Source organism: Peribacillus frigoritolerans, from assembly GCF_040250305.1.
Taxonomy (GTDB): domain Bacteria; phylum Bacillota; class Bacilli; order Bacillales; family DSM-1321; genus Peribacillus.
The window spans coordinates 4439852-4462907 of sequence record NZ_CP158190.1; the positions used below are offsets into that span (position 1 = coordinate 4439852).

Genomic DNA, 23056 nt, shown 5'->3' on the forward strand with positions numbered 1-23056 from the left:
ACTCTAACTATTTATTTAGTAACTTTTCACACTGCTTATAGGAGGATTGTCCGCGTAGTCTTTACCCGTTCCTGTAGAAATTCCGTATGAAAAACCTCCTGAGCCACCACCAATAGATGGAGTTATCGTTGTGAAAGCATGAGAATATTCTACTGTTGCTTGTAAAGGTCCATTGTTTTTACTTGAAGCAGATTTAGGTAGATAAATATATTGAGTGAATTTCCCTATATCATCATGTGATCCAGCACGTAGATCTACTTTCCAAGACATACCCGCTTTTAAAGAAGGTTTAAAAACAGTAACAGATTCAGTAATAGGAATTGCACCATAATAAGTATGAGATAATTTACTTGTAGATTTATACCAAGCGTTATCAGTCCAGGCTAGAGCAAAAAGATCCACGTACCGATTTTTTGGCATGCTATTCCAATTATAACTACCATTTATTTTAAACTGTTTTTCATTACTATTCTTAATTCCAAGATAAGACGCACTTACTTTTAGAGTAATACTTCCACCATTCTTTAAATTTTGAGCTTGTACATCCCCACTAATTTCATCTTCCGGCACAAATGTATAAGTAGTTTCAGAATAGTCAGGATTCATTGCTCCTTCAGATATAAACTCTTTCAATTCTTCATTAGTTGTTCCATCAATAGCTTCTTCTGACCAACCAGCTTCAGTTAGAAATGCCAATTCTTCTTCGGTTAATTCATCTTGTTTCGAATCTGTTTGGATGTTATCTGGATTGTACGGTTCTACATATTGAGAGATAGAAGGATCAACATTTACCAAATTATATTTTTTTTGATTTTCTAGTGTTGTAGCGTAGTCTTTTAATTTTGTGCGCATTTCTTTATTATCAAGGTTTGCATTTTGTGACCAAAGAAGGGCTGCAGCTCCTGAAACATATGAGGCAGCTATAGAAGTACCACTTGCTGTTATATGATCGCCATTTAAATCTAAAGTTTGGATATTTACTCCCGGGGCAACCAATTCTAATTGATCGCTATAATTAGACAGTGAACTCATTTGATTATAGAAGTCTGAGGCTCCAACACCAATTACATTATCATAGGCAGCCGGATAAGTAACTTTTTCAGTCCCCTCATTTCCAACTGAAGAAATCATTAAGACTCCTTGATCATAAGCTTTATCAATTACATTTTTCAATATTTCAGATTCTTTAATACCACCGAAGCTCATGTTTATAATATTGATATCTTCTTCAATTGCCCACTCAATTCCTTCAATTATATCACTATATTGTCCTGTACCATTTTGATCAAGTACTTTCCCAACATACAATTTAACATCTGGAGCTACTCCGTGGAATCCAGAATTTTCATATGAAGTTGCAATTATACTAGATACTGCTGTTCCATGACCGTTTAAATCTATAACATCTTCTTCACTATCTATAAATGAAGCTTGCTTTTCTATTACTATCCCAGATTGATTAGAAATCCCGGTGTCTAAAATTGCAAGTTTAATGCCTTTTCCAGTTATACCATTTTCATGAGCTTTATCAGCATTAATTCGTTTTGTTCCCCAACTATATCCATTTTCAAGATATGTTTCTCCATTTAAAGGAGTAGATTGTACCGTTACATCTTCTTCAATCAGTTTTACATTTGGATTTTTCTTTATTTTATATAATTCATCAGCTGTTAATGATGCTTTTGCAGTCTTAAAATGCTTGTATTTCCCTTTGATTTTCCCTCCCTCTTTTTCAATTAATTTAGTATCCAATTTTTTATTAAACTCTACTAAATAGTTCTTTTCGCTTTGATTCTTTGCTTTACTTACACGCGGCTGTGAAAAAAATGAAAATATTAAGATAAAAACCGCAATAAATGAAATGATTTTTTTCAACTAACACATCTCCAGTTCAAATTTTTTATTTAAATATTGTATATCAAAAGCAACACCGGATATATTTTACCACAATTTAAATAATTTGGTATATTTTACTCATTTTATTTTAATTATCGTTTGAAATGATGGTCAATAATTAGTTAAATTAAATTTTCCTAAATAACTAATTAGCCAAAAAACAGTAGGAAAAATTGTATGATATAACAAAAGCGATCAATACTGAAATTTCATTGATAATAGCAAATAACTTAATTGCTGCTACACATTGGTCTAGCAGGTTTCAAGCAAAAAAGTGTGCGGATAGTCATACCCAATCTAAAGGATTGCCTCATTTATAATGACTTAATCTTGTTTCACATCTTCTCACAGATTTGGAACAGGTATTTTAACGGGTCTATAATGAAAATCAATACTTTCCTATAACAGAGGCGCTAATAAACAAAAAAGGACGATCGGCAATCATTGCTTTTCGTCCTTTTCATTGTGTAAATGTGGAGTATCTCCATAAATGATTAGCCGTAGGATGCGCCATCATTTCGAGCCCTTTGTTTTCCGCCAGGTGCAGGGGTTCCCAGTCTAGATCATCTGCCTCCTTGAGGTAGACTTCGTGATGCGGTGCCTGATCATGATAGCCGGCTATATTGATTTCTCCATTTCGGTAAAAGGTCCCGATCACTTTATAATCCACGGCAGGAGAAATGATGATTGGGTTGCCTACAGAGTGTGTCAGCTGGATGGTCGTTTTTTCATGATTGGATAATACGCGCTTCACCTCAATGTCTTCATCCGAGGCCACTCCTTCCTCGAGGAAATCGCCATCATGATTGTAGGCTTCACTTTTCCCGACCGCTTTGGAAAATTCAATCTCGGCTTTGCTTTCCTTTTCGTGAATATACACATCGACTCTAGTCCGGAAACGGGGTGATTCAGGATCAAATCCGCGATTGTCACCTTTAAAAAAGGGAACCTTCGATGCAAGATTGGGGTTTTTCAGCCACTCTTCCGGTAAAAAGGTGGTATAGCGCAGCTGCCAATTTCTTTTCTTTTTACCGTCCACATCGTTTTCAACTGGCTGTAAAAGCTTTTTTACAGGCCCAATCTTTTTCGTATTCGTTATTTCCTCGATCGCAGCCTGTGCTTGGGATGAACCTTTTTTTACGGCTCCGACAATACTCGCTACAAGGGATTTCACGGCATAGGACTCCTGCTCTGAACGCGGAAGGGGCCGCTTTGCTTTAATGGTATATGTGTATTCCTGATCTTCACTAATACTCCGATCACTGAAGGAACATCCACCCACTTTCCCGATATCCACGCCGTTTCGGTAAATCGTATACTCTTTTATTCCTTTGATGGGCTCCCATTCCAGGCTGGCTTGGCCTCTTGCGACAATCGTGGTGAATACCAAATCCAAAAGGATATTATCTTCTTTTTTATTCTCGGCGGTCGTTGATGTTTGTATTTTCATCCTGTTCACTGCCTGTTCTTTTTCATTCAAGCTATCTATCGTGTACGTATAGATGGTTCCTGGAGTCAGGCCCCTATCTGCAATCTTCGGCTCCGAGCCGCTGTAAATCAGCTCTCGCCCCCTGAATACCCGATAGTAACCGCCTTCATCAGGCCAAATAAGCTTTATGGAATCTTCTTTCCGTTCGATCTTACACATCAATGAAGCCGTTTTGAATACCGCTTGATGCTTCCTCTTATTGGAAATGAGATAAGCAATTCCCGCAAGACCAAGAGCAAGCAATGAATGCCTTGCAGTGAATGTAACTCCTCCTACTTTTAAACGGGGAAATGGATAATGGGCAATCAACTTCTTCATCACCTCTTTCTTTTCTAGGTGTTATTTCTTTACCCACTTTAATCTCCAAGCACACTTTGCAATGTGCTATGGAGGACAACTTACTTGCTGGCATAAAAAAACCGAGGGAATGGTACTCCCTCGGTCATTTATAAGTTTCACTGGATTATATTTTAACGGCGGCTTTTTTCCCCGCCCTTGCGTCCTGCTTCTTCACGGCTCATTTTTCCATCATTGGAACCGTCAGAGCTGCCGTTGCCATCTCGTTGATTGGCTCGTGCCTCTCCGCCTTTTTCGCCGATTTCCTGATAGAATTCCTTGCCATGACTGTCGGATGTCGCTTCTCCGCCTTTTTTACCAATCTCCTGATAGAATTCCTTATCATGATTTTCGGATGTCGCTTCTCCGCCTTTTTGGCCAATCTCTTGATAGAATTCCTTATCATGATTTTCGGATGTTGCTTCTCCGCCCTTTTGGCCAATCTCTTGATAGAATTCCTTATCATGATTTTCGGATGTTGCTTCTCCGCCTTTTTGGCCAATCTCTTGATAGAATTCCTTATCATGATTTTTTGCTGTTGTTTCTCCACCTTTACGTCCTGCTTCTTCACGACTCATTTTCTCATTGTTGTTAGCCATTAAAAATTCCTCCTTATTATTTGGATTTTTCATGTACTAGCTACATATGAAATGTACCCGCTTGAACAGCTATAAAACTAGATTCAGCTAAAAACTTCAGGTCGTTTTTTAGCGGCGACTTTTTTCCTCGCCATTACGTCCTGCTTTTCCCTGCTCATTGTTCAATCATCGGACCCATCACGTTGATTGGCTCTAGCCTCTCCGCCTTTTTTGCCAATTTCCTGATAGAAATCCTTATCATGATTTTCGGAAGTGGCCTCTCCGCCTTTTTGACCAATCTCTTGGAAAAATTCCTTATCATGATTTTTTGCCGTCGCTTCCCCGCCTTTGCGGCCAGCTTCTTCCCTGCTCATTTTTTCATTGTTGTTAGTCATTAAAACTCCTCCTTATTATTTGGATTTTTTATGAACTAGCTACAGTTTTATGTATACCCGATAGTTTTGATATAAAACTAGAATCTATTAAAACTTTTCCATTTCAAAAGGAAAAGCATCATGAATGATATCACTCATGATGCTTCCTAACCTACTTGGGAATCCCTTCTCGCAGGCGATTTGGCAGCTCTACAAGGGTTTCATTCAAAGTATCCAATTTCGTTTCAATTCTATGAAGCAAATAAAGGGTAACAATGATCGGGAACCCAATATCACTGACAAATGGCAGAATTTGATCCACTTTTTATTCACCTCACTTCAAGTGTGTCCAACAAAGATGACCTTCCCGTTCGTTAAATAAGTTCCACTTCCTCCACATTCCGCTCGACAAGGCGCGCTACCTTCAAATCGACCAAATTCCCGGAGGATGTAACGAACACATTCCCCGTAATGATTTTTTCCATTGCCTGTTTAACCGTGTTTACTCCGACCGGCTCCTTCGGATTATCAACGGAAATCGTCGCTGACTTTCCTTCCGCTGTAACGAAAATCAATTCCAATACTTTAGCCATTTCTAATCACCTCCCCCTCTTCCGACATCTTTCAAAAAACCGATTAGCCAATCAAAGAATACGTATCCACCCTGGTCACTTCACCCATTGGATAATTCTGTACACTTGCGATTGCAACTGCTGTCGAAAACAACTGGTCCGCCGTCGCCTCGACCCTGATGTTTGAAAATGTCCTCCGCTTGAAAACGAGAGCCCCTTTTTCATTTAACCCCGTCTGAAAATCGATCCGCAATGTACTTGATACTGGAATTTGATTTGCCATATCACTCACCCCCTTTCACACTCTATATAAACTTTTACAGGGATGAAAGTAGCATGGGCTTGAAACTTTTTCAGGGAAACGCATAAAAAGCTCCCCATCATTTGGGCAGCTCTATATCAGTATTTTTAACTTTAGGCTCTTTTCGTAAAGATTGTTGTTTTTAAAACGAAACTATTTAAGGTTGATTGGAGCGGAAGTGCGAGACTCCTGCGGGAGCAGCGGGACAGGTGAGACCCCACAGGCGTTTACGCCGAGGAGGCTCACCGCCCGCCCCGCGGAAAGCGAGCATCTGGAGGGGAAATCAACCACACCGCACTACTTAGTAAATAGCAACAAAGTATGCGAAAACAGCTTAACTTTAAAACCATATCCACATTTTATTACCGGAATTTTAATTATCTACTCAGCAATTGTCTTCTTCTCTCACCAAAAAATCTTTCTCAATTATTAACGGTTTTTCTACAAAATTAATTCTTCTCATTATTTGTTGTATTACTCTCGGGAAAAAGTAAGCTCCAAAGAAAGCACAGACAAAAGCCTGTGACCAAGTTTTTAACCATGTAGATAGGAATATATGATCATAACCCCTATTTATTGAGACTAATATAAATGAAATAAAAAAGGACATACTAAATGCCATTAAAAATGCAAAAATAATTTTTCTGTATTTAACGTTAATATTCATTATTTTTCTACTTCAACTCCTATTTTAATAATTTTAGGTTCCTTGATATTTTTAATTTTCTGTTGTTCTGTTCCCAACTATATTTTATTTCTTCCATTTACATTAGTAAAACCAATTTTTATAATAGATATATTATAATTGCTAATGCAAAGGGGTTTGTGAGATTGAATTCGTATTATGCTTTTATCAAAACCATAGAAACAGGCAGTTTTACAAAAGCGGCTGAAGAACTAGGCTATACGCAGTCTGCCATTAGCCAAATGGTACATTCATTAGAGGAAGAGCTTTCCACCACTCTTATTTTACGTTCTCGAAAGGGTATTACACTGACACCGGATGGCGAGGAATTTTTGCCATATATCAGGAAGATTTGTAATTCACATAAGGAACTGACTGAAAAGCATAAAGAGATGGAGGGACTGCAAAGCGGCCTTATTCGAATTGGCACCTTTTCCAGTGTTACATGTCATTGGATACCAGGATTGATCAAGGATTTTAAGGAACTTTATCCAACTGTACATTTCGAATTACATCAAGGAAATTATACGGAAATCTCAAACTGGATTAAAGAAGGCAGCGTAGACTTTGGCTTTGTGAATTCAAATGTTTCGGATTTAACTACGATTCCCTTGCAAAAAGATAAAATGGTGGCTGTAATGCCAGTAAATCACCCTTTAGCATCATCCACTGTAGTCTCCTTGGAGGAATTGCTAAAAGATCCTTATATTCTGTTGGATGAGGGAGTTATAAATGAACCATTAATAATTTTTAAACAGTACAATTTTGAACCTGATACACAATACCGAGTATATGATCCTTATGCGATTATGTCGATGATTGAACAAGAGCTTGGCATTTCGATTTTACCGAAGCTGCTCTTAAATAAATGTCCCTATAATATTGTAACGAAAAGCATCTCTCCTTCTATTATCCGAACAATTACTTTGGCATACAAAGATAAAAGGGTATTGCCAATAGCAAGCAGGTATTTTATTGACTTTATTATTGAAAGGTATAGGGAAGTTTAATAAAAATTAATGAAGAGAGTTCCTAACCTCTCCGAATGTTTATCCTTGAACTTTTTGCTTTACTAAATAAAACCTCTTAACTCTGTTGCTGAAGAAATCCTGAGCCTTATCCCGCCCTGGTTGCTTGTTTCATAAATCCTGGAATTTCACTATCGCTTTTGCTTTTCATCTTATTTTCTCTTTAAAGTATTTTTTTATAACTGACATTTTTGGTGCGAAGATCAATTGCAGTTGGCTTTAAATGGCACGTCAAATTCGCCTTTTCTGGGAAATAATAATCACGAAAGGAAGTGGATGTTGATGTCATTAGAATGGTTTGACAGAGTAAGCGGGGAATTGCAGGATCATCTTAAATCAATTTGTGAGAAATACGACCGCAATGGCAGTATGATCGTGGAGCGCGGGTCTAAGCATCCACGCATCGAGTTTTATACAGAGCTGGAAGACGATGAGAGGGATTATTTTTCCTCGCTGTTTTTTGATCCGTATAATGAAGAATTTTATATGGAATCATTCGATCCGGATTTAGGGCAGATCAGCAAGGTCATCCTCTCGGATATTGAAGATATCGTCGATGCTGTCCATGAGAGCTTCCATAACTATTTGGAAGCGGATGATGATGATGATGATTACGATTATGCATACGAAATGGATATGGATGATGATAATGATGATTTGCATGATCCAGAAAGCGACGATTCCGAAATATACGAAATCGATGTAGATTGGGAAACGCCTGAAGTGACCGCCTATATCCAGGATAATGAAGTCGAGGTCACCTATCAATTCGGTATCGTCCAGGAAACAGGTGATGGTGTGCTGAAACGGATCAATCGGATTCGGACAGCGGATGATGACCTGATAAAGGATGAAACGAATTTCATTTTCAGCAAGGAAGAAGCAAGCACGATCATCGCCATGATAGCCAGTCATATGGATTCACTTAGTGAAATGGAATAAAACCAACAAAACCTTGTCCATGATCATCATGGACAAGGTTTTATCATATAATAATCAGTTCATATACCTCTGATAATTGCGTGACCCGTTCCGTATCACTAGCTTCCTTCGCATGTTTAATTTCCTGAGGAAGAATATGGTTAAGGAGACTGGCTTCTTTACCGGATAGTTTATTGACGAGTTCTTCTTCAGAATGAAAATGTCCGCTTTTGATTTTATTATAAATTTCCTGCGCTTCAGGATATTGGTCCGTATAGTTAGACAATATCTCACGTAAGTAACCAATCGTACGATCCATCAAACCATCCCTCTCGAATGTTAAATTTTTGCTTACATGCTATACCTTCCCCCATTTTTTAATGATAAATTCCTAAAAAAAGATATCCAAGTCAATGGATATCCCTAATCAGTCTTCCTCCCAAAATAAATCATCCAATGTACGGGATAATGCTTTACAAATTCCGACACATAAACTTAATGAGGGATTATACTTTCCAGATTCAATCAATCCTATCGTTTGCCTGGAAACGCCGACAATTTTGGCCAGTTCATCTTGTGACAAGTCCTTTTCTACTCTCGCAAGCTTCAGTTTTATATTTTTCAAGGGAAAGCACCTACAATTTCTTATTATCTTCGCTATTTTTCATTCCGATTTTCTTCGCCAGCAAGTATATACCGCCAAAAAACAGAAGTAAAATCGGCAAATAGATCATAACGGATACAAACGATACCAATACAAAATACCATACACCCTGGGAACTGCTATCGGCATAGGATACAGCACTATTCACGCCCATGAATATAGCGATGATAAGTGCTAAAGCAACCGTCCCAAGAACCGTCTTCCTGCTCATCGGTGTTTTGCTGTTGCGGTCATGCATCTCCACCTCATCCCAGAATACACCTAAGAAAATGGAACGAGCTAAGTAATACAGCCCCGCACCAACAAGGATCGCGAATTCCAGATATAACTCCCCGCTGCCTGCACCATATTTATATAGTTTGAAAAGTGCACTCACCAGGCAAATGGCCAAAATGACGTAATACATTTCTTTATAAATCTTATTTCTTACATTCTCAACCCGCTCATCCGTGATCTTTTTCGTTCGTTTGAATAGATTCATCTTTGATCGACCTCCAATAATTCCATCGCTTACCCTTATTATATGATTTATCTAACTTTTTGCAACATATATATTACATTTTATAATTTATAAATTGCAAAATGTATAAAAAAACGTACCCATACATCAGTATGGATACCTCACTAGCCTTATTTAGGGTTTTACTCGTAGTTTTTGGGGATTTACTCGTGAATTCTAGGCTTTTACTCGTGAGTTTTGGAGATTTACTCGTGAATTTCAAGCTTTTACTCGTGAATTTTGGGGATTTACTCGTGAATTTCAAGCTTTTACTCGTGAATTCACCATTTTATATAATGCCAAACCAGGTATAGAGGGCAATGATGACAAAGACAGCCAATGATTTTATGATGGTGATCATGAATATGCTTCCATACGATTGTCTATGCGTTAATCCTGTGACGGCAAGCAGGGTGATGACGGCTCCGTTATGAGGAAGTGTATCCATGCCGCCTGATGCCATAGCGACTACACGGTGCATCACTTCAGGTGAGATATTGGCCGCGGCGATTGCTTGATTGTATTTATCGGCCATTGCGCTTAATGCAATACCCATTCCCCCGGAGGCTGACCCTGTTATGCCTGCCAGTGCACTAGTGGTAACAGCGCCGTTGACAAGCGGATTCGAGAATACACCTGATATTCCATCACTGATTTTCGCAAATCCTGGAAGGGCAGCTATGACTCCGCCGAAGCCATATTCCGAACCGGTGTTCATGACGGCAAGCAGTGAGCCGCCAATACTGTTGTTCAGTCCTTCTTTCATGTTTTTCGTCACTCGTTTCCAATCATAGGCAAGGGCTGTGATGATCCCGACGATCAGTGCAATCTCGACCGACCAGATTGCAGCATTGGCCGCTACATCAACAGAATAATCTTCTAACCCCATTGCGGAAAAATCAAATCCATCAGGATACCATTTCGGTATGGCTTTAGACAGATAATTATTCATGATCGCAACCAACCCAAGCGGAACGAATGCTAAAATCTGCCGTAATACAGTTTGGTTTGAATGTAAATCAGGAGCGGTCTCCCCTTTTTCCTGTTCAGGACCAGCGGCATTTTCCGCAGCAAACCCATAATACCCTTCCCCTACTTTTTTGGCTCTTCTCTTTCTGCTTTCCAAGTAGGCCAATCCAACCGATAAGACAAAGATGGCGCCTATGATTCCAAGGATTGGAGCCGCATAAATGTTTGTACCAAAGAAGGACGTAGGAATGACATTTTGAATTTGGGGAGTTCCCGGCAAAGCATCCATCGTGAACGTGAAAGCCCCAAGTGCGATGGTAGCCGGCATAAGTCTTTTAGGAATGTCGGCTTGCTTGAACAATTGAACGGCAAATGGATAAATGGCGAAAACCGCAACAAATAAACTCACGCCGCTATAGGTTAAAATCGCACCCAAAAGGACTATCGTCAGCATCGCTTGTTTGGCACCGATCAAGCGGACGATCGTCTTCGCAATCGATTCGGCGATTCCCGACATTTCGATGATCTTCCCGAATATGGCCCCTAATAAAAAGACGGGAAAATAGTTTTTTATGAAAATGACCATCTTTTCCATGAATACGCCGGAATAGAACGGCAAAACATTACCCGGGTCAATGAAGAAGACCGGTAAAAGTGCAAAGATAGGTGCAAATAAAATGACAGAATAGCCGCGGTACGCTGCAAACATCAATAGCCCCAGCGCCAGCAATATAATCATTAAGTCCATGAAGATCCCCCTAAACATTTATTCCAAGTTTGAATAATTTCCCCAAACTAGTCAAAAATACGCCAAAAGTGAACCTCTCTGCCAAATTAAAATTTGTCAGAAAGGTTCACCTTTATTTTTCTTATAATTATTGATTATTGAGCTGTATAGCCACCGTCAATGACAACTGCTTGACCTGTTACGCTTTTCGCTTTATCGCTTGCCAGGAACAATGCATAATCAGCAATTTCACTAACATCCAATAAACGTTTTTGAGGCACCAATGGAAGAAGGACTTCTGCCAATACATCTTCAATCGGAACATTACGTGTTTTCGCCAGATCTGCCATTTGTCCTCGTACAAGCGGAGTATCCACATATCCAGGGCATAAAGCATTAACCGTAATACCGTGTTCTGCACCTTCCAAAGCAGCAACTTTCGTTAAACCGATCACTCCGTGTTTTGCACTGTTGTAAGCCGCTTTACCTGCGAATCCGATAACACCGTTAATGGAAGAGACGTTAATGATGCGGCCGAAACCTTGTTCTTTCATGATCGGGAACACGGCTTTAGTTAGAATGAACGGCGCTGTCAGCATGATTTTTATCATCAATTCGTATTTAGCCGTCGGGAAATCTTCGATTGGCGATACATGCTGCAGACCGGCATTGTTAATCACGATGTCAACCGAACCGTATGTTTCTTTAGCTTCCTTCACCATATTTACGATATCTTCTTCTTTTGTTACATCGGCTTTGATTCCAATTGAATCGAAACCAAGTTTTTTCAATGATTCCGCAGCATCTTTCACCGATTCTTCATTAATGTCGGAAAGAACGACTTTAGCTCCACTTTCAGCGAAATGCTTACCAATTTCAAATCCAATACCGCGAGCAGAACCTGTAATAATAACGACTTTATTTTCAACCATTATGAATTCCTCCTAGAGTAGATTAATTTATTGTATCGATATTTATTAAACGATACCGATGGCTCCCATTATGATGCCGACGATCATGGCAATGGTCGGGATGATGAACGCAACCACGAAAACATCTTTATATGTTTCTTTATGAGTCAATCCTGTAACCGCCAATAGTGTCAATAGAGCACCATTATTAGGGAAAATGGATGCACCTGAAGCGACTGCCGCCATTCTGTGGAATACATCCGGGCTGATTCCCGTCGATTGTGACAAGCTGTAAAAAGTATCGCCAAGTGCATTAAGCGCAATACCCATACCGCCTGAAGCGGAACCAGTGATGATTGCCATGATTTGTACGGCAAGAGATTCGGCAACGAGCGGATTGCTCGAGATATTAAGCAGCCAAGAAGTGATGTTATCAAATGCGGGTATAACCGCAATGACAGCTCCGAATCCAACAGCGGCACTTGTATTCAGGATGGCCATCACTGACCCTTTCGCTCCCTCATTAACAGAGAAAATGAACTTTTTGTAATCCTTGATATTGAAGACCATAATGCTCAGAACCCCTAATAATAAAGCATAAATGGGTTCCAATTTCACAACGTTAAGCAATAGCACAACAATAAGAAGCGGAACTAAAGACAATAACCAATTCGGTACTTTTTCATCTTGCTCAGAACCGGTAACCGCATCATCCGATTCGATGAATCCTTCTCCTTTAGCAGAAAGAGATCTTTCTCTGTAGGATAACCAAAAATACCCGCCAACTGCCATTATCAATGAAGTGACGATCCCGATGATCATGCCTGAAGTGGGTGTCGTATGGAAATACTCCATCGGTATCAGGTTTTGGATTTGCGGTGTACCCGGTATGGCCGTCATCGTGAAAGTGAATGCCCCAAGCGCAAATGTGGGAACAAGCAGCCTTCTCGTAACGTTTGCTTCTTTAAATAAAGCAAGCGCGATCGGATAAACTGCAAACACGACCACAAATAAACTGACTCCGCCATATGTCAATAAAGCGGAAGCGATCAGTACCCCAAGAATCGCCCTCTTTTTACCAATGATCTGCGTTACCTTCTTAGCAACGGATTTCGCTGCACCCGTTTCTTCCATCAGCTTTCCGAAAATCGCTCCCAGCAGGAAGATTGGGAACCACTTCTGAACAAACCCGACCAATCCGGTCATATACGTTCCGGTATACGTATCAAATACATCCAATCCGCTCATCAATCCTACAACTCCAGCCACAAGCGGCGCCACCCAAATGATGGACCATCCCAAATAGGCCAAAGCCATCAGCAATACTAAGCCTACAATTATACTTAACACTCGAAATCACCTCTTTCCAAGGTGATGTAAATAGTTTTGCTTTCCATCATTGTTCCCCCTTGATTGTGTAAATCCCTTATGCTCAAGACATCATAATCCCTGTCTTACAGCATCAACCCTAAAAAAGTGGATACGAGAACACCCTCTTTTTTTGTAATCTTAAAATAACTTCATAAACCTACCTTGTCCGCATTTCCGAGAAAGGTGAATAAGCTGATTGATTGGATGGAAATATATTCATTAATATAAGACATCATAAATACAGCTCATACTAAAGCCCTTTCTCCTTATACTTTTACAGTAAAGAATATTTTATTAAAATAGGTTTATATATACTTGCTTTTTAATCCTCATATAGTTTACATCCACTTTATTTATAAGTAAAATGAATAAAGAGAATACAATCTATTCGTTCTACGAATAAATAGGAGACAGATATGGAATTACGAGATTTAAAATCATTCATGGAAGTGGCCCTACATAAAAGTTTTACGAATGCCGCCGCGAATTCTTATTTAACACAGCCTTCCTTAAGTAAAGCCGTCAAAAAACTCGAAGAAGAGCTGAATGTGGAACTCTTTGACCGCTCAACGAGACACCTTCGACTGACCGATGCCGGACAAATCGTGTATCAGCAAGGCCAAAAAGCCTTCGCCGCATTATCCGAATTGAATGTACTCTTGGATGACCTCAGGGACATAACAACAGGCGTTGTGAAAATCGGCATCCCTCCGTTGATCGGCACGCTGTTTTTCCCGGAAATTGCCCGCAGCTTTCAAGAACGTTATCCGAAAGTTTCCCTCGAGTTGGTCGAACTGGGCGCAAAGCTGATTGAAAAGCTTGTCGAAGAAGGCGAAATCGATCTCGGCATCGTCGTATTGCCTGCAAGCGAAGCTGATTACAATATTTACCACTTCATTGAAGACGAATTCGTTTTATTTCTTCATGAAGAGCACAAACTTGCACGCCATTCAGCCGTCACCTTAACTGAATTGAAAGACGAGAAATTCATCCTTTTCTCAGAAGACTTCACTTTACATGATTACATTATCCAGGCATGCGAAAAAGACGGATTCACCCCTGACGTCTCATACCAAAGCTCACAATGGGACCTGATCATTGAACTCGTCTCATCCAAACTGGGCATCACCCTCCTGCCCAGATCGATTTATCATAAGCAAACCAACGAAAATGTTAAAATCATTCCGTTAAAAAACTCGAACCTCCACTGGAAACTCGGGATCATCACCAAAAAAGACGCCTACCATTCCTTCGCTCTGAAAGAACTATTGAAGATGCTGAATGAAGGTGTTGGTCTAGTGCAAAATGACATTACAAACACCAATTAAATATAAAAAAATGTAAAAGCAGTGGATTTCGGAGGTGAAATCTCACTGCTTTTCAGTGTTTCTTCAGAAGTTTCTTCAGTTTCGTTTACATGTAGTTTTATAGTTCAGCTTAAATCATAGTATTAAAAGACTGAATCAAAAACTAAGGAGACTTGCGATGAAAGCAATGGTATGCACGAAATACGGTTCACCCGATGTACTGGAACTCCAAGAGGTAGCAAAACCAACGCCCAAGGACAACGAAATTCTGGTAAAGGTCCACGCGGCAACAGTAGCTTCAGGGGACATAAGAGTCCGGAGCTTCAAGAGTCCTTTCTTATTATGGCTGCCGATGCGGATCTTCCTGGGGCTTAGAAAACCGCGAAAATCGATATTGGGAGTGGAGCTAGCCGGGGAGATAGAGGAAACAGGGAGCAATGTGAAAAAATTCAAAAAAGGCGACCAGGTTTTTGCCATGACTGGAATGAACTTCGGGGCTCATGCTGAATACACATGCTTACCTGAAGACGGGCCAATCGCAATGAAGCCTGCCAATATGACCTACGAGGAAGCCGCCGCCGTTTCTTTTGGGGGAACGACAGCTCTGCACTTTTTCAGAAAAGCCAATATCCAGGACGGACAAAAAGTCCTCATCTACGGTGCATCCGGTTCGGTAGGTACTTCCGCGGTACAGCTTGCCAAATACTTTGGAACAGAAGTTACCGGAGTATGCAGTGCCGCTAATTTTGATTTGGTGAGATCATTGGGATCCGATAAAGTAATTGATTACACGGAAGAAGACTTCACGGAAAGACAAGAGCGATATGACATCATCTTTGATGCAGTCGGCAAAAGCTCGAAAGCCAATTGCAAGAAGGCACTAACCCCGAACGGGCGATACGTGTCCGTTGAAGGGCAAGGAATAGCAAAGGTACTTACGGAAGATTTACTACTCCTCAAGGAGCTTATCGAAACTGGCAAAATAAAATCGGTCATTGATAAACGCTACCCGCTGGAACAGATTCCCGAGGCTCATAGATACGTAGAGCTAGGACATAAAAAGGGAAATGTAGTGATAACTGTACATGATAAACCCTGACAAAACCTTGCACATGTTTTAACTACCTCTTGGACATGTAAATACCCCTTAGACAATCGGATCTGAAGGGGTAGGATGTCATTATGCAGGAAGATGTTGAAACTTTTTCCAGGAACAAACGTATATGGAAGGTATACAGCAATTTCTGGAGGACTCAATGAATATAGATGCAATTGTACAATTAGTTTTAATGTTAGGGATTCCGGCCTTCATGATGTGGCGGGGTTATAAAAAGATGTCAGAAGAAGAACGAAATGATGTGAAGACTGATTTTACGAGTAAGCGTTTTATCTTTACGGGTGGTCTGGTGGCACTCAGTTGGGTACTCTTGTTGGTCGAACCAATTTTTGAAGCGACATGGATGAAAGTGATTAGCGGCGTGCTTTTTTCTATTGGAATGATAGTGAGCAGCGTCTTTATCTGGTTGAACGCTTCATCAAAGTGGAAAGCAGTGCTTGGTATCATCTCTTCAATCATCGCTTTAGCCATCTTTTTTTGGGCGATCACCTAAATATTTGCAGCCCTTTGCAAGGAAACTAGTTAGAGTAAGCCCGATTACTGATTCGTAATCCGGATCGGTTTAAAGAGAAAAGAGCGATTTCAATTTAGCATTATCAAATCTCATTGACTCTCTTTATGGACTCTAACTCACCTATTGATTTAAATTTAAAAGAATACCCATAATATATTGGAGTTTGGCCTTTATTCACTCTCTTAGGAAATTTTTTTAATGCAGTACCATGATACTTCTTTTCACTTTTAAAATCTTTATGGTTTTCTACTGTCTTTGGATCCAAAACAACACCTATCTCTTGAGTAGGCAATAAGTATATTACCTCTCCAGTTTGGATGTTTTTAAATTCTGTAGCCTTACTGGTCTCCTTTTCTTTATCATAACCATTTCTTTCGAAAGTCCTGTATAAGCTCGCCATTCCTTCACTTACTATCATTGCTTCATCTCCCTTATTCGAGGCATTACTTGTGGATTATCTCAAAAAGATGCCAGGGCATTCTTTTATGACATTACTAATTTCATTTTCCGGGCTAAATCCTATTAGATTTTAACATATATAAACTATTATCCCGCACTCATTGGGAAGATTATTGAGGTTCCCCCTTGCAAAAGGTTAAGCTGAGGCTATTCAATGTGTAAAGTCTAGCGGTAAATATGAATAAATCGCTGTAGTTATTTTCTACGTACTCTTCAATGATCTCCATCCCTTTTCTGAATCTATCAACTAATAATTGCGTGTAGTTTTCATCCCAGGTAAACCTGTTGATTCGTTTAAGTTCATCGGCCAATACTTGAAACTTAAACTCGTCAACAAGAAGCTTCAATTGATACAATTTATCTTTATTTAAACAAAAGCAATTGTTTTCATTTTCATGATTTTCCCGGACAAATGTAATGAAACCATGTATATTATCAGCCAACATATTCGCTATTTGCATCTCGAAGTTCATTTCTCCATCTCCTCAATGTCAAAAAATCTAATATATGAAGAGTGTATGATTTGAAATGGTATTTTAACACCAGCGATTCTTTTTTAGACATAGATTTCCTTATTTCGCCTGCGTATTTCCTTCTATGATAGATTTTATACAAAAAAATTGCCCCCTTCCTTCCAAGGGGACAATTTCACATCGAATCCAAAACCAAAGATATAAGCAGGCCCGCAGCGGTGAATATGCCCGTGATCGGCCCTCCGTCTTCATATGCTTCAGGCATCATCGTTGAGGCAATCATGGCAATGATCCCGCCGCCTGCAAAGGCTGCCATCGCTGCCAGGACATAGTCCGGGGCATGATCGAGAAATAGATAGCCCGACATCGAGGATAGTGCCGAAATGATCAGGACAGAAAACCACAGCAGCATGATTTTCTTTTTGGAATAGTCACTTTTGAGCAGACCTGTTGTACTTGAGAGCCCCTCCGGAATATTACTGATAAAGATGGCAATGACCAATAACCAGCTTACCGAGCCGCCGCTTATTAAGCTTGCGCCAATCATGATCGACTCCGGTATGGCATCCATAACCGTCCCGATAAAAATGGCTAGGCCCGCTTCCTTCGAGGAGCTATTATTGGACCGTTTCCTTTTATCCGCACCTTTTTTGGAAATAAGTAAATCCAAGGCAGTAAATACGGCGGCCCCTGCGATGAATCCGATTGCCGTCGCCCAAATTCCTCCATCACTCACCGAATCAGCAAGCAGCTCATATGCCGCGGCACCAATCAATACACCCGTACCAAAAGCCATGATATAGCCAATGATGTTTTTCTTGATCGGAATGAAGATGGCGGCAAGTGCGCCAAGCAGGACAGCAGAACCCGAAACCCCTCCCCAAAAGACCGCATTCCACATAGAATTCCCCCATTTCCTTTTTATAGGATAGTGTACCCGGGTTGATGTTGGGGTAAACAATGGGCCGCTTTTTGCAATTCCAGCAAAAAAAAGCAGTTATATTCGCTGCCTAGTTTTTGGGTATAGAATAGTAGAGTACTTATGAGTATCCTGTTCTTCACTGCCTTATATGACTGATATTTGCGGTTTTCCTTCTTCTCTTTCACTAACCTTTTCAATTTTATCGACAAACATTTGAAAAACCTTTCTCTTTTCTTCCAGCTCTTTTATTGATTCTTTCAATTCGTTCAATTTTTGTTCAAAAGGTTTATGATAGAGCTCGCGGATGTTTCGAATAATTTCATCATTTATAGTGGATTGTACAACTTGCTTGGTGATATTGAATTTATAGGAATAAACCTGAAGATCACGCTTAACTTCTTCATACTCTTTTTCTATCCCATTTAATACATCACTAATTTCTTCATTCCATTCGATTAAAGCCTTTTTCACATGTTCCTCCACCCTTATTCCCCCTCTTTAACTAACAAAAAATCCATCTCCATAAAAACTTATTTTATCAAAAGTTCATTTCGGTTTCTTTTCGGCTTAGTTACTTAACATATAAGTTTCATTAAAAACAGATAACAGTTAATAACGAGTTACGAAACACTTTTGAAAAATCACATAGAATGAAACATGCAACTATAACCTATGGAGGTGTTCAGACTGATTCATACAGTTAAACCAGGTGAAACACTGACACAGATATCCAGGGACTATCGGAAACCGCTATCGGCCATCATCGCTGCTAACCCGACCATAAATCCAAATGTCATTAATCCTGGTCAGCCCATAATGATCCCTGGTTTTCCCCCTGCTGATACCATTCCATTTCAAATCGATGTGTCCGTTAACAATCGCAGGCTAAGACTGCTTAAAGATGGAGTACTGCAAAAACAATATCCGATTGCTGTTGGAAGAATGCTGTTCGGTACACCGGTAGGACAATTCATCATCATTAATAAAGCCCCCAACCCCGGAGGCCCCTTCGGTACAATGTGGATGAGTTTATCCAAAGAACACTATGGCATTCATGGAACGAATGACCCCAGCTCGATCGGTAAGGCCGTATCCAAAGGCTGTATTCGCATGCATAATCGGGACGTGGAGGAATTATCAAGGACTGTTCCTATCGGGACACCGGTTTCGATTCATCCTTAATGGACAATTTTTTTAACTTTTCGATATAAATCAAAAGCAGCCTAATCCCACAATAGGATTAGGCTGCCAACACTCAACTATTTAATTTACGACCTTTAATCCGACGATTGAAAAAATAACACCCAGTATGCAGACAACCCTTATCCAGCTCTTTGATTCTTTAAAGAAAACCATCCCGACAATCGCAGCTCCAACGGTTCCGATACCTGTCCATACGGCATAGGCTGTTGATAAAGGGATCGTTTCCATTGCCCTGACCAGTAACTGAAAGCTTAAAACGAAACCGGCTATTAAAATGATATTATTTATCAAGTTATTTTTTTCAGCCGTCTTCTTTATCCCGATAACACCTACGACTTCTAATAATCCTGCCAATATAAGAAACAACCAATCCATCAATTTTCACTTCCCTTAGCCGTCAATTTCAATCCAACAATACAAGCTAACAGTAATAAAATGAAGGCAATTCTTAATGGGCTGACAATGCCGCCAGAAAAAATGACTTCAACAATTGTCGTTCCAATTATCCCCATTCCCGCAAATACTGCGTATACAGTGCCTATCGGTAATACTTTAGCTGCTTTTATAATTAAATCAAAGCTTGTCAGTAATGAAATGATGACAATAATAGGCGGTATAGCTTCATATTTAAAGCCGCTTGCCCATATTACTTCAAGCAGGCCGCCTATAATTACGTGTAACCATGCTTTGGATTCACTCATATTTCACACTCCGATTCTTTATATTTATCATTATCTCAATCTTAGGCTCAGATCTAACTTCTCTTTAAGTATATTACTTTTTTATGTCAACCATGTTAAATGAAACAGAGGTTTAATGGAACCCAAATCTTATAGAGAAGCAAATAAATAAGCCGACGGAATTGCCCCATCGGCTTATTTTGGCATTACCTTAAAAGTAACACTTGAACCAATTTTTTTGCCTGAATTTTATATTGAAGATCTGCTGCATGATTTATGAACGCTTGATCATGGGATACAAATAGTATCGTCCCATCATATGCCGCTATAAATCGTTCTAACGCTTGAATGGCATTAATATCTAAAAAATTGGTCGGTTCATCTAATAACAGAATGTTGTATTCGCCTAGAAACAACTGACAAAGCTGGAGGCGAATCGCTTCTCCGCCACTTAAGGACTGAACGCTTTTCAGTATATCCGTCCCGACGAACTGCATCGAATGCAGGACACTTCTTAAAAATCCTTCATCATATTCTGAGCGGTTCCCCAGGAATTGAAGTACCGTTTCATCTTCAGCAAATCTATAGCTCATTTGGCGGAAGTAACCCATTTTTACTTTTGGAGAAAGAGTTAAACCTGCACCATTATTCGCAATATGGTGTAGCAAAGTACTTTTTCCGCTGCCGTTGCTGCCTGTGATGGCTATTTTTTTACCGAGTGGCAGCTGGAAACTCACTTCATCCAATAATACTTTCTCCTTCACTTGAAGAGTCAGTCGGTCCGCCATTATCGGGAACTTATTATGCAATTCCAATTGCTTTGACTGGCGAAATACGATTTCCCTTTCCTCTTGTACTGCTTCCACTTCCTGAAGCTTTTCCACTCGATGCTCAATTGCCTTCGCTGCACGTTGTGCGGATTTTTGGCTTGTGCCTTTCGATTTCGTCATAAACGACTTATTCGGTTTTGCATTCGCCTCTTTTTTTGACAATCTTCCAGCTTGAGCGATTTTTTCAGCCTTTTTCATTTTTTCCTGCGCCGCTTTTTCAAGCCGGCTCTTTTCTTTAATGAATTGTTCATGAGCTTGCCTCTGTTGTTCACGTTTTAACTTCTTCTGTGCAGTGTACTCGCTGTAATTTCCTGAATATACATGTACCTCGCCTTCATGCACTTCCCATATCGTTGTGACGAGTTCATCCAATACAGCCCTGTCATGACTAATTAAGACAAGCGCACCATAGTAATAGCGTAATTCATCAAGTAAAAACGAAATGCCTTCTTGGTCCAAGTGGGTTGTCGGCTCATCGATAAGTAACGCTTCATTATAGTGGGTAAACAATTGGGCAAGCTTTAGCCTTGTTTGCTCACCGCCGCTTAGCGACCCTGAATTTCGCGGAACTGCCAATCTTCCCAGTAACGCTGGATCAGCTTCTGCAACAGCAGGCGCTTCAACTTGCTCAAAATAGCCACGATCAACGTAACACTTTACTTTTCCGCTTGTCGGTTGAATTTCTCCAGCAAGTAACTTCAATAACGTACTTTTCCCTGTACCATTTTTCCCGACGATGCCGATGCGGTCAAATTGATGTACAGCCAATCGTTCAATCTTAAATATCTCTTTATCTAAATATGCCACTTCGACATTTTCTAATCCAAAACATATTTGTTCCATATTCGCTACCTCCGAAATTTGTGATTTCGTATCGATAGCTTGGATTGATACGAGCTTCTATTTCAAGCCCGCATCAAAAGAATAATAAGAATTGCAATTTACATTCCCCCTATTTTGTAGTCACCGCTGAATACCCTGTAATCGATATGAGCTTAACTCCCAAACTCTCATCAATAGAAAAGTAACATCATCAAGTTAAATACCTCCAAAACAAAAAGTACACAGAAGGGCTCTGTGTACTGAAAAAATCGGCATAGATATCCGTAGAACAACAAAACCTCTACAACATATCCATCCTATACACACAGCAAATAACCCCTTATGCAAAGTGGTTTTTTCCATAATATGTGTGTATATCAGTATAGTTGTAAAAATGCCACGTTTATCGCTCCTTTCAAATCTTGCCCCTATTCTAACCAGGATATTTGCATTAGTCAATAATTTTTGTTGTATAAAGAAATGGCAGGGGTCTCCCCCTGCCATCTCAATCAATTCATATTTATTGGCCAATAATAAAACACTAGTGTAACCATGATAATCATGACGCCGCTGATCATTAAATAGGCCGGGTATCTGCGGGTGATGTTCATTTCTTTTTGCTCGTCTATTTCAATGGGGGTTTGAAGGATATTTGCCTGAAACTCACTTTCTTCGATGGTGATCGTTCCATACTTGGAGCCAATGATAAGTGCGCCTATGCTTAAGATTAAACCGATGATGACAGGATTGAAGTAAACGGGAAGGCTTATTCCGAACATGCCGAGGCTTTCTCCGAGAATCACGCCAAAGAAGCCGAATACGATGCTCCAAAATGCTCCTTCTTTCGTTACCTTCTTTGAAAATATGCTTGATATGGCAATCGGCCCCCATGATGCCGCAAATAATGTTGCCGCAAAGTAGCCGATCCACATGACGGCAGGCGGCTGAAACAATCCAATCAATAGAATGATCAAGCTGATCACAACCATGGAAATGCGGCTGGCCCGTAATAGATGTTGATCTGTGTATTCCTTTTTCCGTGATTGTTCCATGATATCCCGTGTAATGCTGCTTCCTATAATCTGCAGGAAGCTCGAACAGGATGATAATGCCGCAGCCATGATCCCGCTAGCGATGATGACGCCAAGCCATGTCGGGACAATATTCATCGCAGCCCAAATGAATACCTTTTCCGTTGGGGCGATATCGCTTTTAATGGTGGTGATTGTCGAGATGCTGATATGAAGGTCAAAATGGATATCGTTGCCCAAACGCCGGCCCGGATGGCGTTGATAATTGGGGTAAACAGAGGTTAGGGCAAAGGAGCATGATGGTATCAATAAATTTATATAGGCTGTATATAGTGAATTGAGTTACCTAAATTGATTTAAAAATTTCAAAAATGGTT

Annotated in this window: 27 protein-coding genes and 1 pseudogene; 6 read left to right on the forward strand and 22 right to left on the reverse strand. The window is 40.0% G+C overall.

Annotated elements, in window-relative coordinates; translation table 11 throughout:
- Window positions 1-15: 15 nt before the first annotated feature.
- From ABOA58_RS21725 to ABOA58_RS21760, 8 genes and pseudogenes are all read right to left on the reverse strand, one after another.
- Entirely contained in the window at window positions 16-1875 is a 1860-nt protein-coding gene (locus tag ABOA58_RS21725) for a S8 family peptidase (protein ID WP_350299978.1), read from the reverse strand.
- A gap of 481 nt (window positions 1876-2356) precedes the next feature.
- On the reverse strand, window positions 2357-3703 hold the full coding sequence (locus ABOA58_RS21730; RefSeq protein WP_350299979.1) for a DUF3238 domain-containing protein: 1347 nt from the start codon (window positions 3701-3703) through the stop codon (window positions 2357-2359).
- 152 nt (window positions 3704-3855) lie between these two features.
- Window positions 3856-4320: a general stress protein gene (locus ABOA58_RS21735; protein ID WP_350299980.1), complete on the reverse strand. Its 465-nt coding sequence runs from the start codon at window positions 4318-4320 to the stop codon at window positions 3856-3858.
- Window positions 4321-4496: 176 nt separating this feature from the next.
- Window positions 4497-4694 (reverse strand): annotated as a pseudogene (locus ABOA58_RS21740) (KGG domain-containing protein); the annotation flags it as partial.
- A gap of 151 nt (window positions 4695-4845) precedes the next feature.
- Window positions 4846-4995 carry a YvrJ family protein gene (locus ABOA58_RS21745; protein ID WP_101223211.1) on the reverse strand — a complete coding sequence of 50 codons (150 nt, stop codon included), beginning with the start codon at window positions 4993-4995 and terminating at the stop codon, window positions 4846-4848.
- Between the two features lie 52 nt (window positions 4996-5047).
- Window positions 5048-5266, reverse strand: coding sequence for a DUF2922 domain-containing protein (locus ABOA58_RS21750; protein ID WP_350299981.1), 219 nt, complete (start codon window positions 5264-5266; stop codon window positions 5048-5050).
- 43 nt (window positions 5267-5309) lie between these two features.
- Window positions 5310-5528: a DUF1659 domain-containing protein gene (locus ABOA58_RS21755; protein ID WP_350299982.1), complete on the reverse strand. Its 219-nt coding sequence runs from the start codon at window positions 5526-5528 to the stop codon at window positions 5310-5312.
- 403 nt (window positions 5529-5931) lie between these two features.
- Entirely contained in the window at window positions 5932-6213 is a 282-nt protein-coding gene (locus ABOA58_RS21760; protein ID WP_350299983.1) for a DUF2798 domain-containing protein, read from the reverse strand.
- 164 nt (window positions 6214-6377) lie between these two features.
- Here ABOA58_RS21760 and ABOA58_RS21765 point away from each other — a divergent pair, with 164 nt between their 5' ends.
- Both ABOA58_RS21765 and ABOA58_RS21770 read left to right on the forward strand, forming a co-directional pair.
- Window positions 6378-7241: a LysR family transcriptional regulator gene (locus ABOA58_RS21765; protein WP_350299984.1), complete on the forward strand. Its 864-nt coding sequence runs from the start codon at window positions 6378-6380 to the stop codon at window positions 7239-7241.
- 300 nt (window positions 7242-7541) lie between these two features.
- Entirely contained in the window at window positions 7542-8201 is a 660-nt protein-coding gene (locus tag ABOA58_RS21770; protein WP_350299985.1) for a hypothetical protein, read from the forward strand.
- A 43-nt stretch (window positions 8202-8244) separates the two neighbouring features.
- Here the strand turns inward: ABOA58_RS21770 and ABOA58_RS21775 are convergent, their stop codons facing one another.
- The 6 genes from ABOA58_RS21775 to ABOA58_RS21800 all read right to left on the reverse strand — a co-directional run bounded on the left by ABOA58_RS21775 (window position 8245) and on the right by ABOA58_RS21800 (window position 13300).
- A complete protein-coding gene (locus ABOA58_RS21775) occupies window positions 8245-8499 on the reverse strand; it encodes a sigma-G-dependent sporulation-specific acid-soluble spore protein CsgA (protein WP_101223217.1) in 255 nt (84 codons plus the stop codon).
- Between the two features lie 108 nt (window positions 8500-8607).
- The gene (locus tag ABOA58_RS21780; protein ID WP_063235187.1) at window positions 8608-8805 is read right to left on the reverse strand and encodes a helix-turn-helix transcriptional regulator; all 198 of its coding nucleotides are present in this window, start codon (window positions 8803-8805) and stop codon (window positions 8608-8610) included.
- A 10-nt stretch (window positions 8806-8815) separates the two neighbouring features.
- A complete protein-coding gene (locus ABOA58_RS21785) occupies window positions 8816-9325 on the reverse strand; it encodes a DUF6773 family protein (RefSeq protein WP_350299986.1) in 510 nt (169 codons plus the stop codon).
- Between the two features lie 307 nt (window positions 9326-9632).
- Window positions 9633-11060, reverse strand: coding sequence for a GntP family permease (locus tag ABOA58_RS21790; protein WP_350299987.1), 1428 nt, complete (start codon window positions 11058-11060; stop codon window positions 9633-9635).
- Between the two features lie 134 nt (window positions 11061-11194).
- Window positions 11195-11971, reverse strand: coding sequence for a 3-hydroxybutyrate dehydrogenase (locus ABOA58_RS21795; protein ID WP_101223220.1), 777 nt, complete (start codon window positions 11969-11971; stop codon window positions 11195-11197).
- A gap of 45 nt (window positions 11972-12016) precedes the next feature.
- Window positions 12017-13300: a GntP family permease gene (locus ABOA58_RS21800; protein ID WP_350299988.1), complete on the reverse strand. Its 1284-nt coding sequence runs from the start codon at window positions 13298-13300 to the stop codon at window positions 12017-12019.
- A 437-nt stretch (window positions 13301-13737) separates the two neighbouring features.
- On the opposite strand from ABOA58_RS21800, the gene ABOA58_RS21805 reads away from it, so the two are divergent.
- The 3 genes from ABOA58_RS21805 (at window position 13738) to ABOA58_RS21815 (ending at window position 16238) form a co-directional block, all read left to right on the forward strand.
- Window positions 13738-14649 (forward strand): LysR family transcriptional regulator, encoded by a 912-nt coding sequence (locus ABOA58_RS21805; protein ID WP_350299989.1) that lies wholly within the window; start codon window positions 13738-13740, stop codon window positions 14647-14649.
- A 157-nt stretch (window positions 14650-14806) separates the two neighbouring features.
- Window positions 14807-15727, forward strand: a complete 921-nt coding sequence (locus ABOA58_RS21810; protein WP_350299990.1) for an NAD(P)-dependent alcohol dehydrogenase — start codon at window positions 14807-14809, stop codon at window positions 15725-15727.
- Between the two features lie 157 nt (window positions 15728-15884).
- The gene (locus ABOA58_RS21815; RefSeq protein WP_350299991.1) at window positions 15885-16238 is read left to right on the forward strand and encodes a hypothetical protein; all 354 of its coding nucleotides are present in this window, start codon (window positions 15885-15887) and stop codon (window positions 16236-16238) included.
- 103 nt (window positions 16239-16341) lie between these two features.
- Here the strand turns inward: ABOA58_RS21815 and ABOA58_RS21820 are convergent, their stop codons facing one another.
- From ABOA58_RS21820 to ABOA58_RS21835, 4 genes are all read right to left on the reverse strand, one after another.
- Window positions 16342-16677 carry a hypothetical protein gene (locus ABOA58_RS21820; RefSeq protein WP_350299992.1) on the reverse strand — a complete coding sequence of 112 codons (336 nt, stop codon included), beginning with the start codon at window positions 16675-16677 and terminating at the stop codon, window positions 16342-16344.
- Window positions 16678-16828: 151 nt separating this feature from the next.
- On the reverse strand, window positions 16829-17191 hold the full coding sequence (locus tag ABOA58_RS21825; protein WP_350299993.1) for a hypothetical protein: 363 nt from the start codon (window positions 17189-17191) through the stop codon (window positions 16829-16831).
- A gap of 175 nt (window positions 17192-17366) precedes the next feature.
- Window positions 17367-18092, reverse strand: coding sequence for a ZIP family metal transporter (locus tag ABOA58_RS21830; RefSeq protein WP_350299994.1), 726 nt, complete (start codon window positions 18090-18092; stop codon window positions 17367-17369).
- Window positions 18093-18257: 165 nt separating this feature from the next.
- A complete protein-coding gene (locus tag ABOA58_RS21835) occupies window positions 18258-18596 on the reverse strand; it encodes a hypothetical protein (protein WP_034309801.1) in 339 nt (112 codons plus the stop codon).
- 204 nt (window positions 18597-18800) lie between these two features.
- Here ABOA58_RS21835 and ABOA58_RS21840 point away from each other — a divergent pair, with 204 nt between their 5' ends.
- Complete coding sequence (locus ABOA58_RS21840) at window positions 18801-19295, forward strand: L,D-transpeptidase family protein (protein WP_350302935.1); 495 nt, start codon at window positions 18801-18803, stop codon at window positions 19293-19295.
- An 81-nt stretch (window positions 19296-19376) separates the two neighbouring features.
- Here the strand turns inward: ABOA58_RS21840 and ABOA58_RS21845 are convergent, their stop codons facing one another.
- The 4 genes from ABOA58_RS21845 to ABOA58_RS21860 form a co-directional block, all read right to left on the reverse strand.
- Window positions 19377-19691, reverse strand: coding sequence for a DMT family transporter (locus tag ABOA58_RS21845; protein WP_350299995.1), 315 nt, complete (start codon window positions 19689-19691; stop codon window positions 19377-19379).
- Window positions 19691-20017 carry a DMT family transporter gene (locus ABOA58_RS21850; RefSeq protein WP_350299996.1) on the reverse strand — a complete coding sequence of 109 codons (327 nt, stop codon included), beginning with the start codon at window positions 20015-20017 and terminating at the stop codon, window positions 19691-19693. Before ABOA58_RS21850 ends, ABOA58_RS21845 begins: the two co-directional genes overlap by 1 nt.
- Window positions 20018-20202: 185 nt before the next feature.
- Window positions 20203-21669 carry an Msr family ABC-F type ribosomal protection protein gene (locus ABOA58_RS21855; RefSeq protein WP_350299997.1) on the reverse strand — a complete coding sequence of 489 codons (1467 nt, stop codon included), beginning with the start codon at window positions 21667-21669 and terminating at the stop codon, window positions 20203-20205.
- A 488-nt stretch (window positions 21670-22157) separates the two neighbouring features.
- Window positions 22158-22919, reverse strand: a complete 762-nt coding sequence (locus ABOA58_RS21860; protein WP_350299998.1) for a sodium:solute symporter family transporter — start codon at window positions 22917-22919, stop codon at window positions 22158-22160.
- Window positions 22920-23056 lie beyond the last annotated feature (137 nt).

What these genes read in the sequence shown, in the direction of transcription:
- ABOA58_RS21805 (WP_350299989.1), top strand. Translation starts at nt 13,738, where the DNA reads ATGGAATTACGAGATTTAAAATCATTCATGGAAGTGGCCCTACATAAA.
- ABOA58_RS21785 (WP_350299986.1), bottom strand. Translation starts at nt 9,325, where the DNA reads ATGAATCTATTCAAACGAACGAAAAAGATCACGGATGAGCGGGTTGAG.
- ABOA58_RS21830 (WP_350299994.1), bottom strand. Translation starts at nt 18,092, where the DNA reads ATGTGGAATGCGGTCTTTTGGGGAGGGGTTTCGGGTTCTGCTGTCCTG.
- ABOA58_RS21775 (WP_101223217.1), bottom strand. Translation starts at nt 8,499, where the DNA reads ATGGATCGTACGATTGGTTACTTACGTGAGATATTGTCTAACTATACG.
- ABOA58_RS21850 (WP_350299996.1), bottom strand. Translation starts at nt 20,017, where the DNA reads ATGAGTGAATCCAAAGCATGGTTACACGTAATTATAGGCGGCCTGCTT.
- ABOA58_RS21855 (WP_350299997.1), bottom strand. Translation starts at nt 21,669, where the DNA reads ATGGAACAAATATGTTTTGGATTAGAAAATGTCGAAGTGGCATATTTA.
- ABOA58_RS21815 (WP_350299991.1), top strand. Translation starts at nt 15,885, where the DNA reads ATGAATATAGATGCAATTGTACAATTAGTTTTAATGTTAGGGATTCCG.
- ABOA58_RS21795 (WP_101223220.1), bottom strand. Translation starts at nt 11,971, where the DNA reads ATGGTTGAAAATAAAGTCGTTATTATTACAGGTTCTGCTCGCGGTATT.
- ABOA58_RS21750 (WP_350299981.1), bottom strand. Translation starts at nt 5,266, where the DNA reads ATGGCTAAAGTATTGGAATTGATTTTCGTTACAGCGGAAGGAAAGTCA.
- ABOA58_RS21845 (WP_350299995.1), bottom strand. Translation starts at nt 19,691, where the DNA reads ATGGATTGGTTGTTTCTTATATTGGCAGGATTATTAGAAGTCGTAGGT.
- ABOA58_RS21730 (WP_350299979.1), bottom strand. Translation starts at nt 3,703, where the DNA reads ATGAAGAAGTTGATTGCCCATTATCCATTTCCCCGTTTAAAAGTAGGA.
- ABOA58_RS21760 (WP_350299983.1), bottom strand. Translation starts at nt 6,213, where the DNA reads ATGAATATTAACGTTAAATACAGAAAAATTATTTTTGCATTTTTAATG.
- ABOA58_RS21770 (WP_350299985.1), top strand. Translation starts at nt 7,542, where the DNA reads ATGTCATTAGAATGGTTTGACAGAGTAAGCGGGGAATTGCAGGATCAT.
- ABOA58_RS21810 (WP_350299990.1), top strand. Translation starts at nt 14,807, where the DNA reads ATGAAAGCAATGGTATGCACGAAATACGGTTCACCCGATGTACTGGAA.
- ABOA58_RS21825 (WP_350299993.1), bottom strand. Translation starts at nt 17,191, where the DNA reads ATGAACTTCGAGATGCAAATAGCGAATATGTTGGCTGATAATATACAT.
- ABOA58_RS21735 (WP_350299980.1), bottom strand. Translation starts at nt 4,320, where the DNA reads ATGGCTAACAACAATGAGAAAATGAGTCGTGAAGAAGCAGGACGTAAA.
- ABOA58_RS21755 (WP_350299982.1), bottom strand. Translation starts at nt 5,528, where the DNA reads ATGGCAAATCAAATTCCAGTATCAAGTACATTGCGGATCGATTTTCAG.
- ABOA58_RS21820 (WP_350299992.1), bottom strand. Translation starts at nt 16,677, where the DNA reads ATGATAGTAAGTGAAGGAATGGCGAGCTTATACAGGACTTTCGAAAGA.
- ABOA58_RS21790 (WP_350299987.1), bottom strand. Translation starts at nt 11,060, where the DNA reads ATGGACTTAATGATTATATTGCTGGCGCTGGGGCTATTGATGTTTGCA.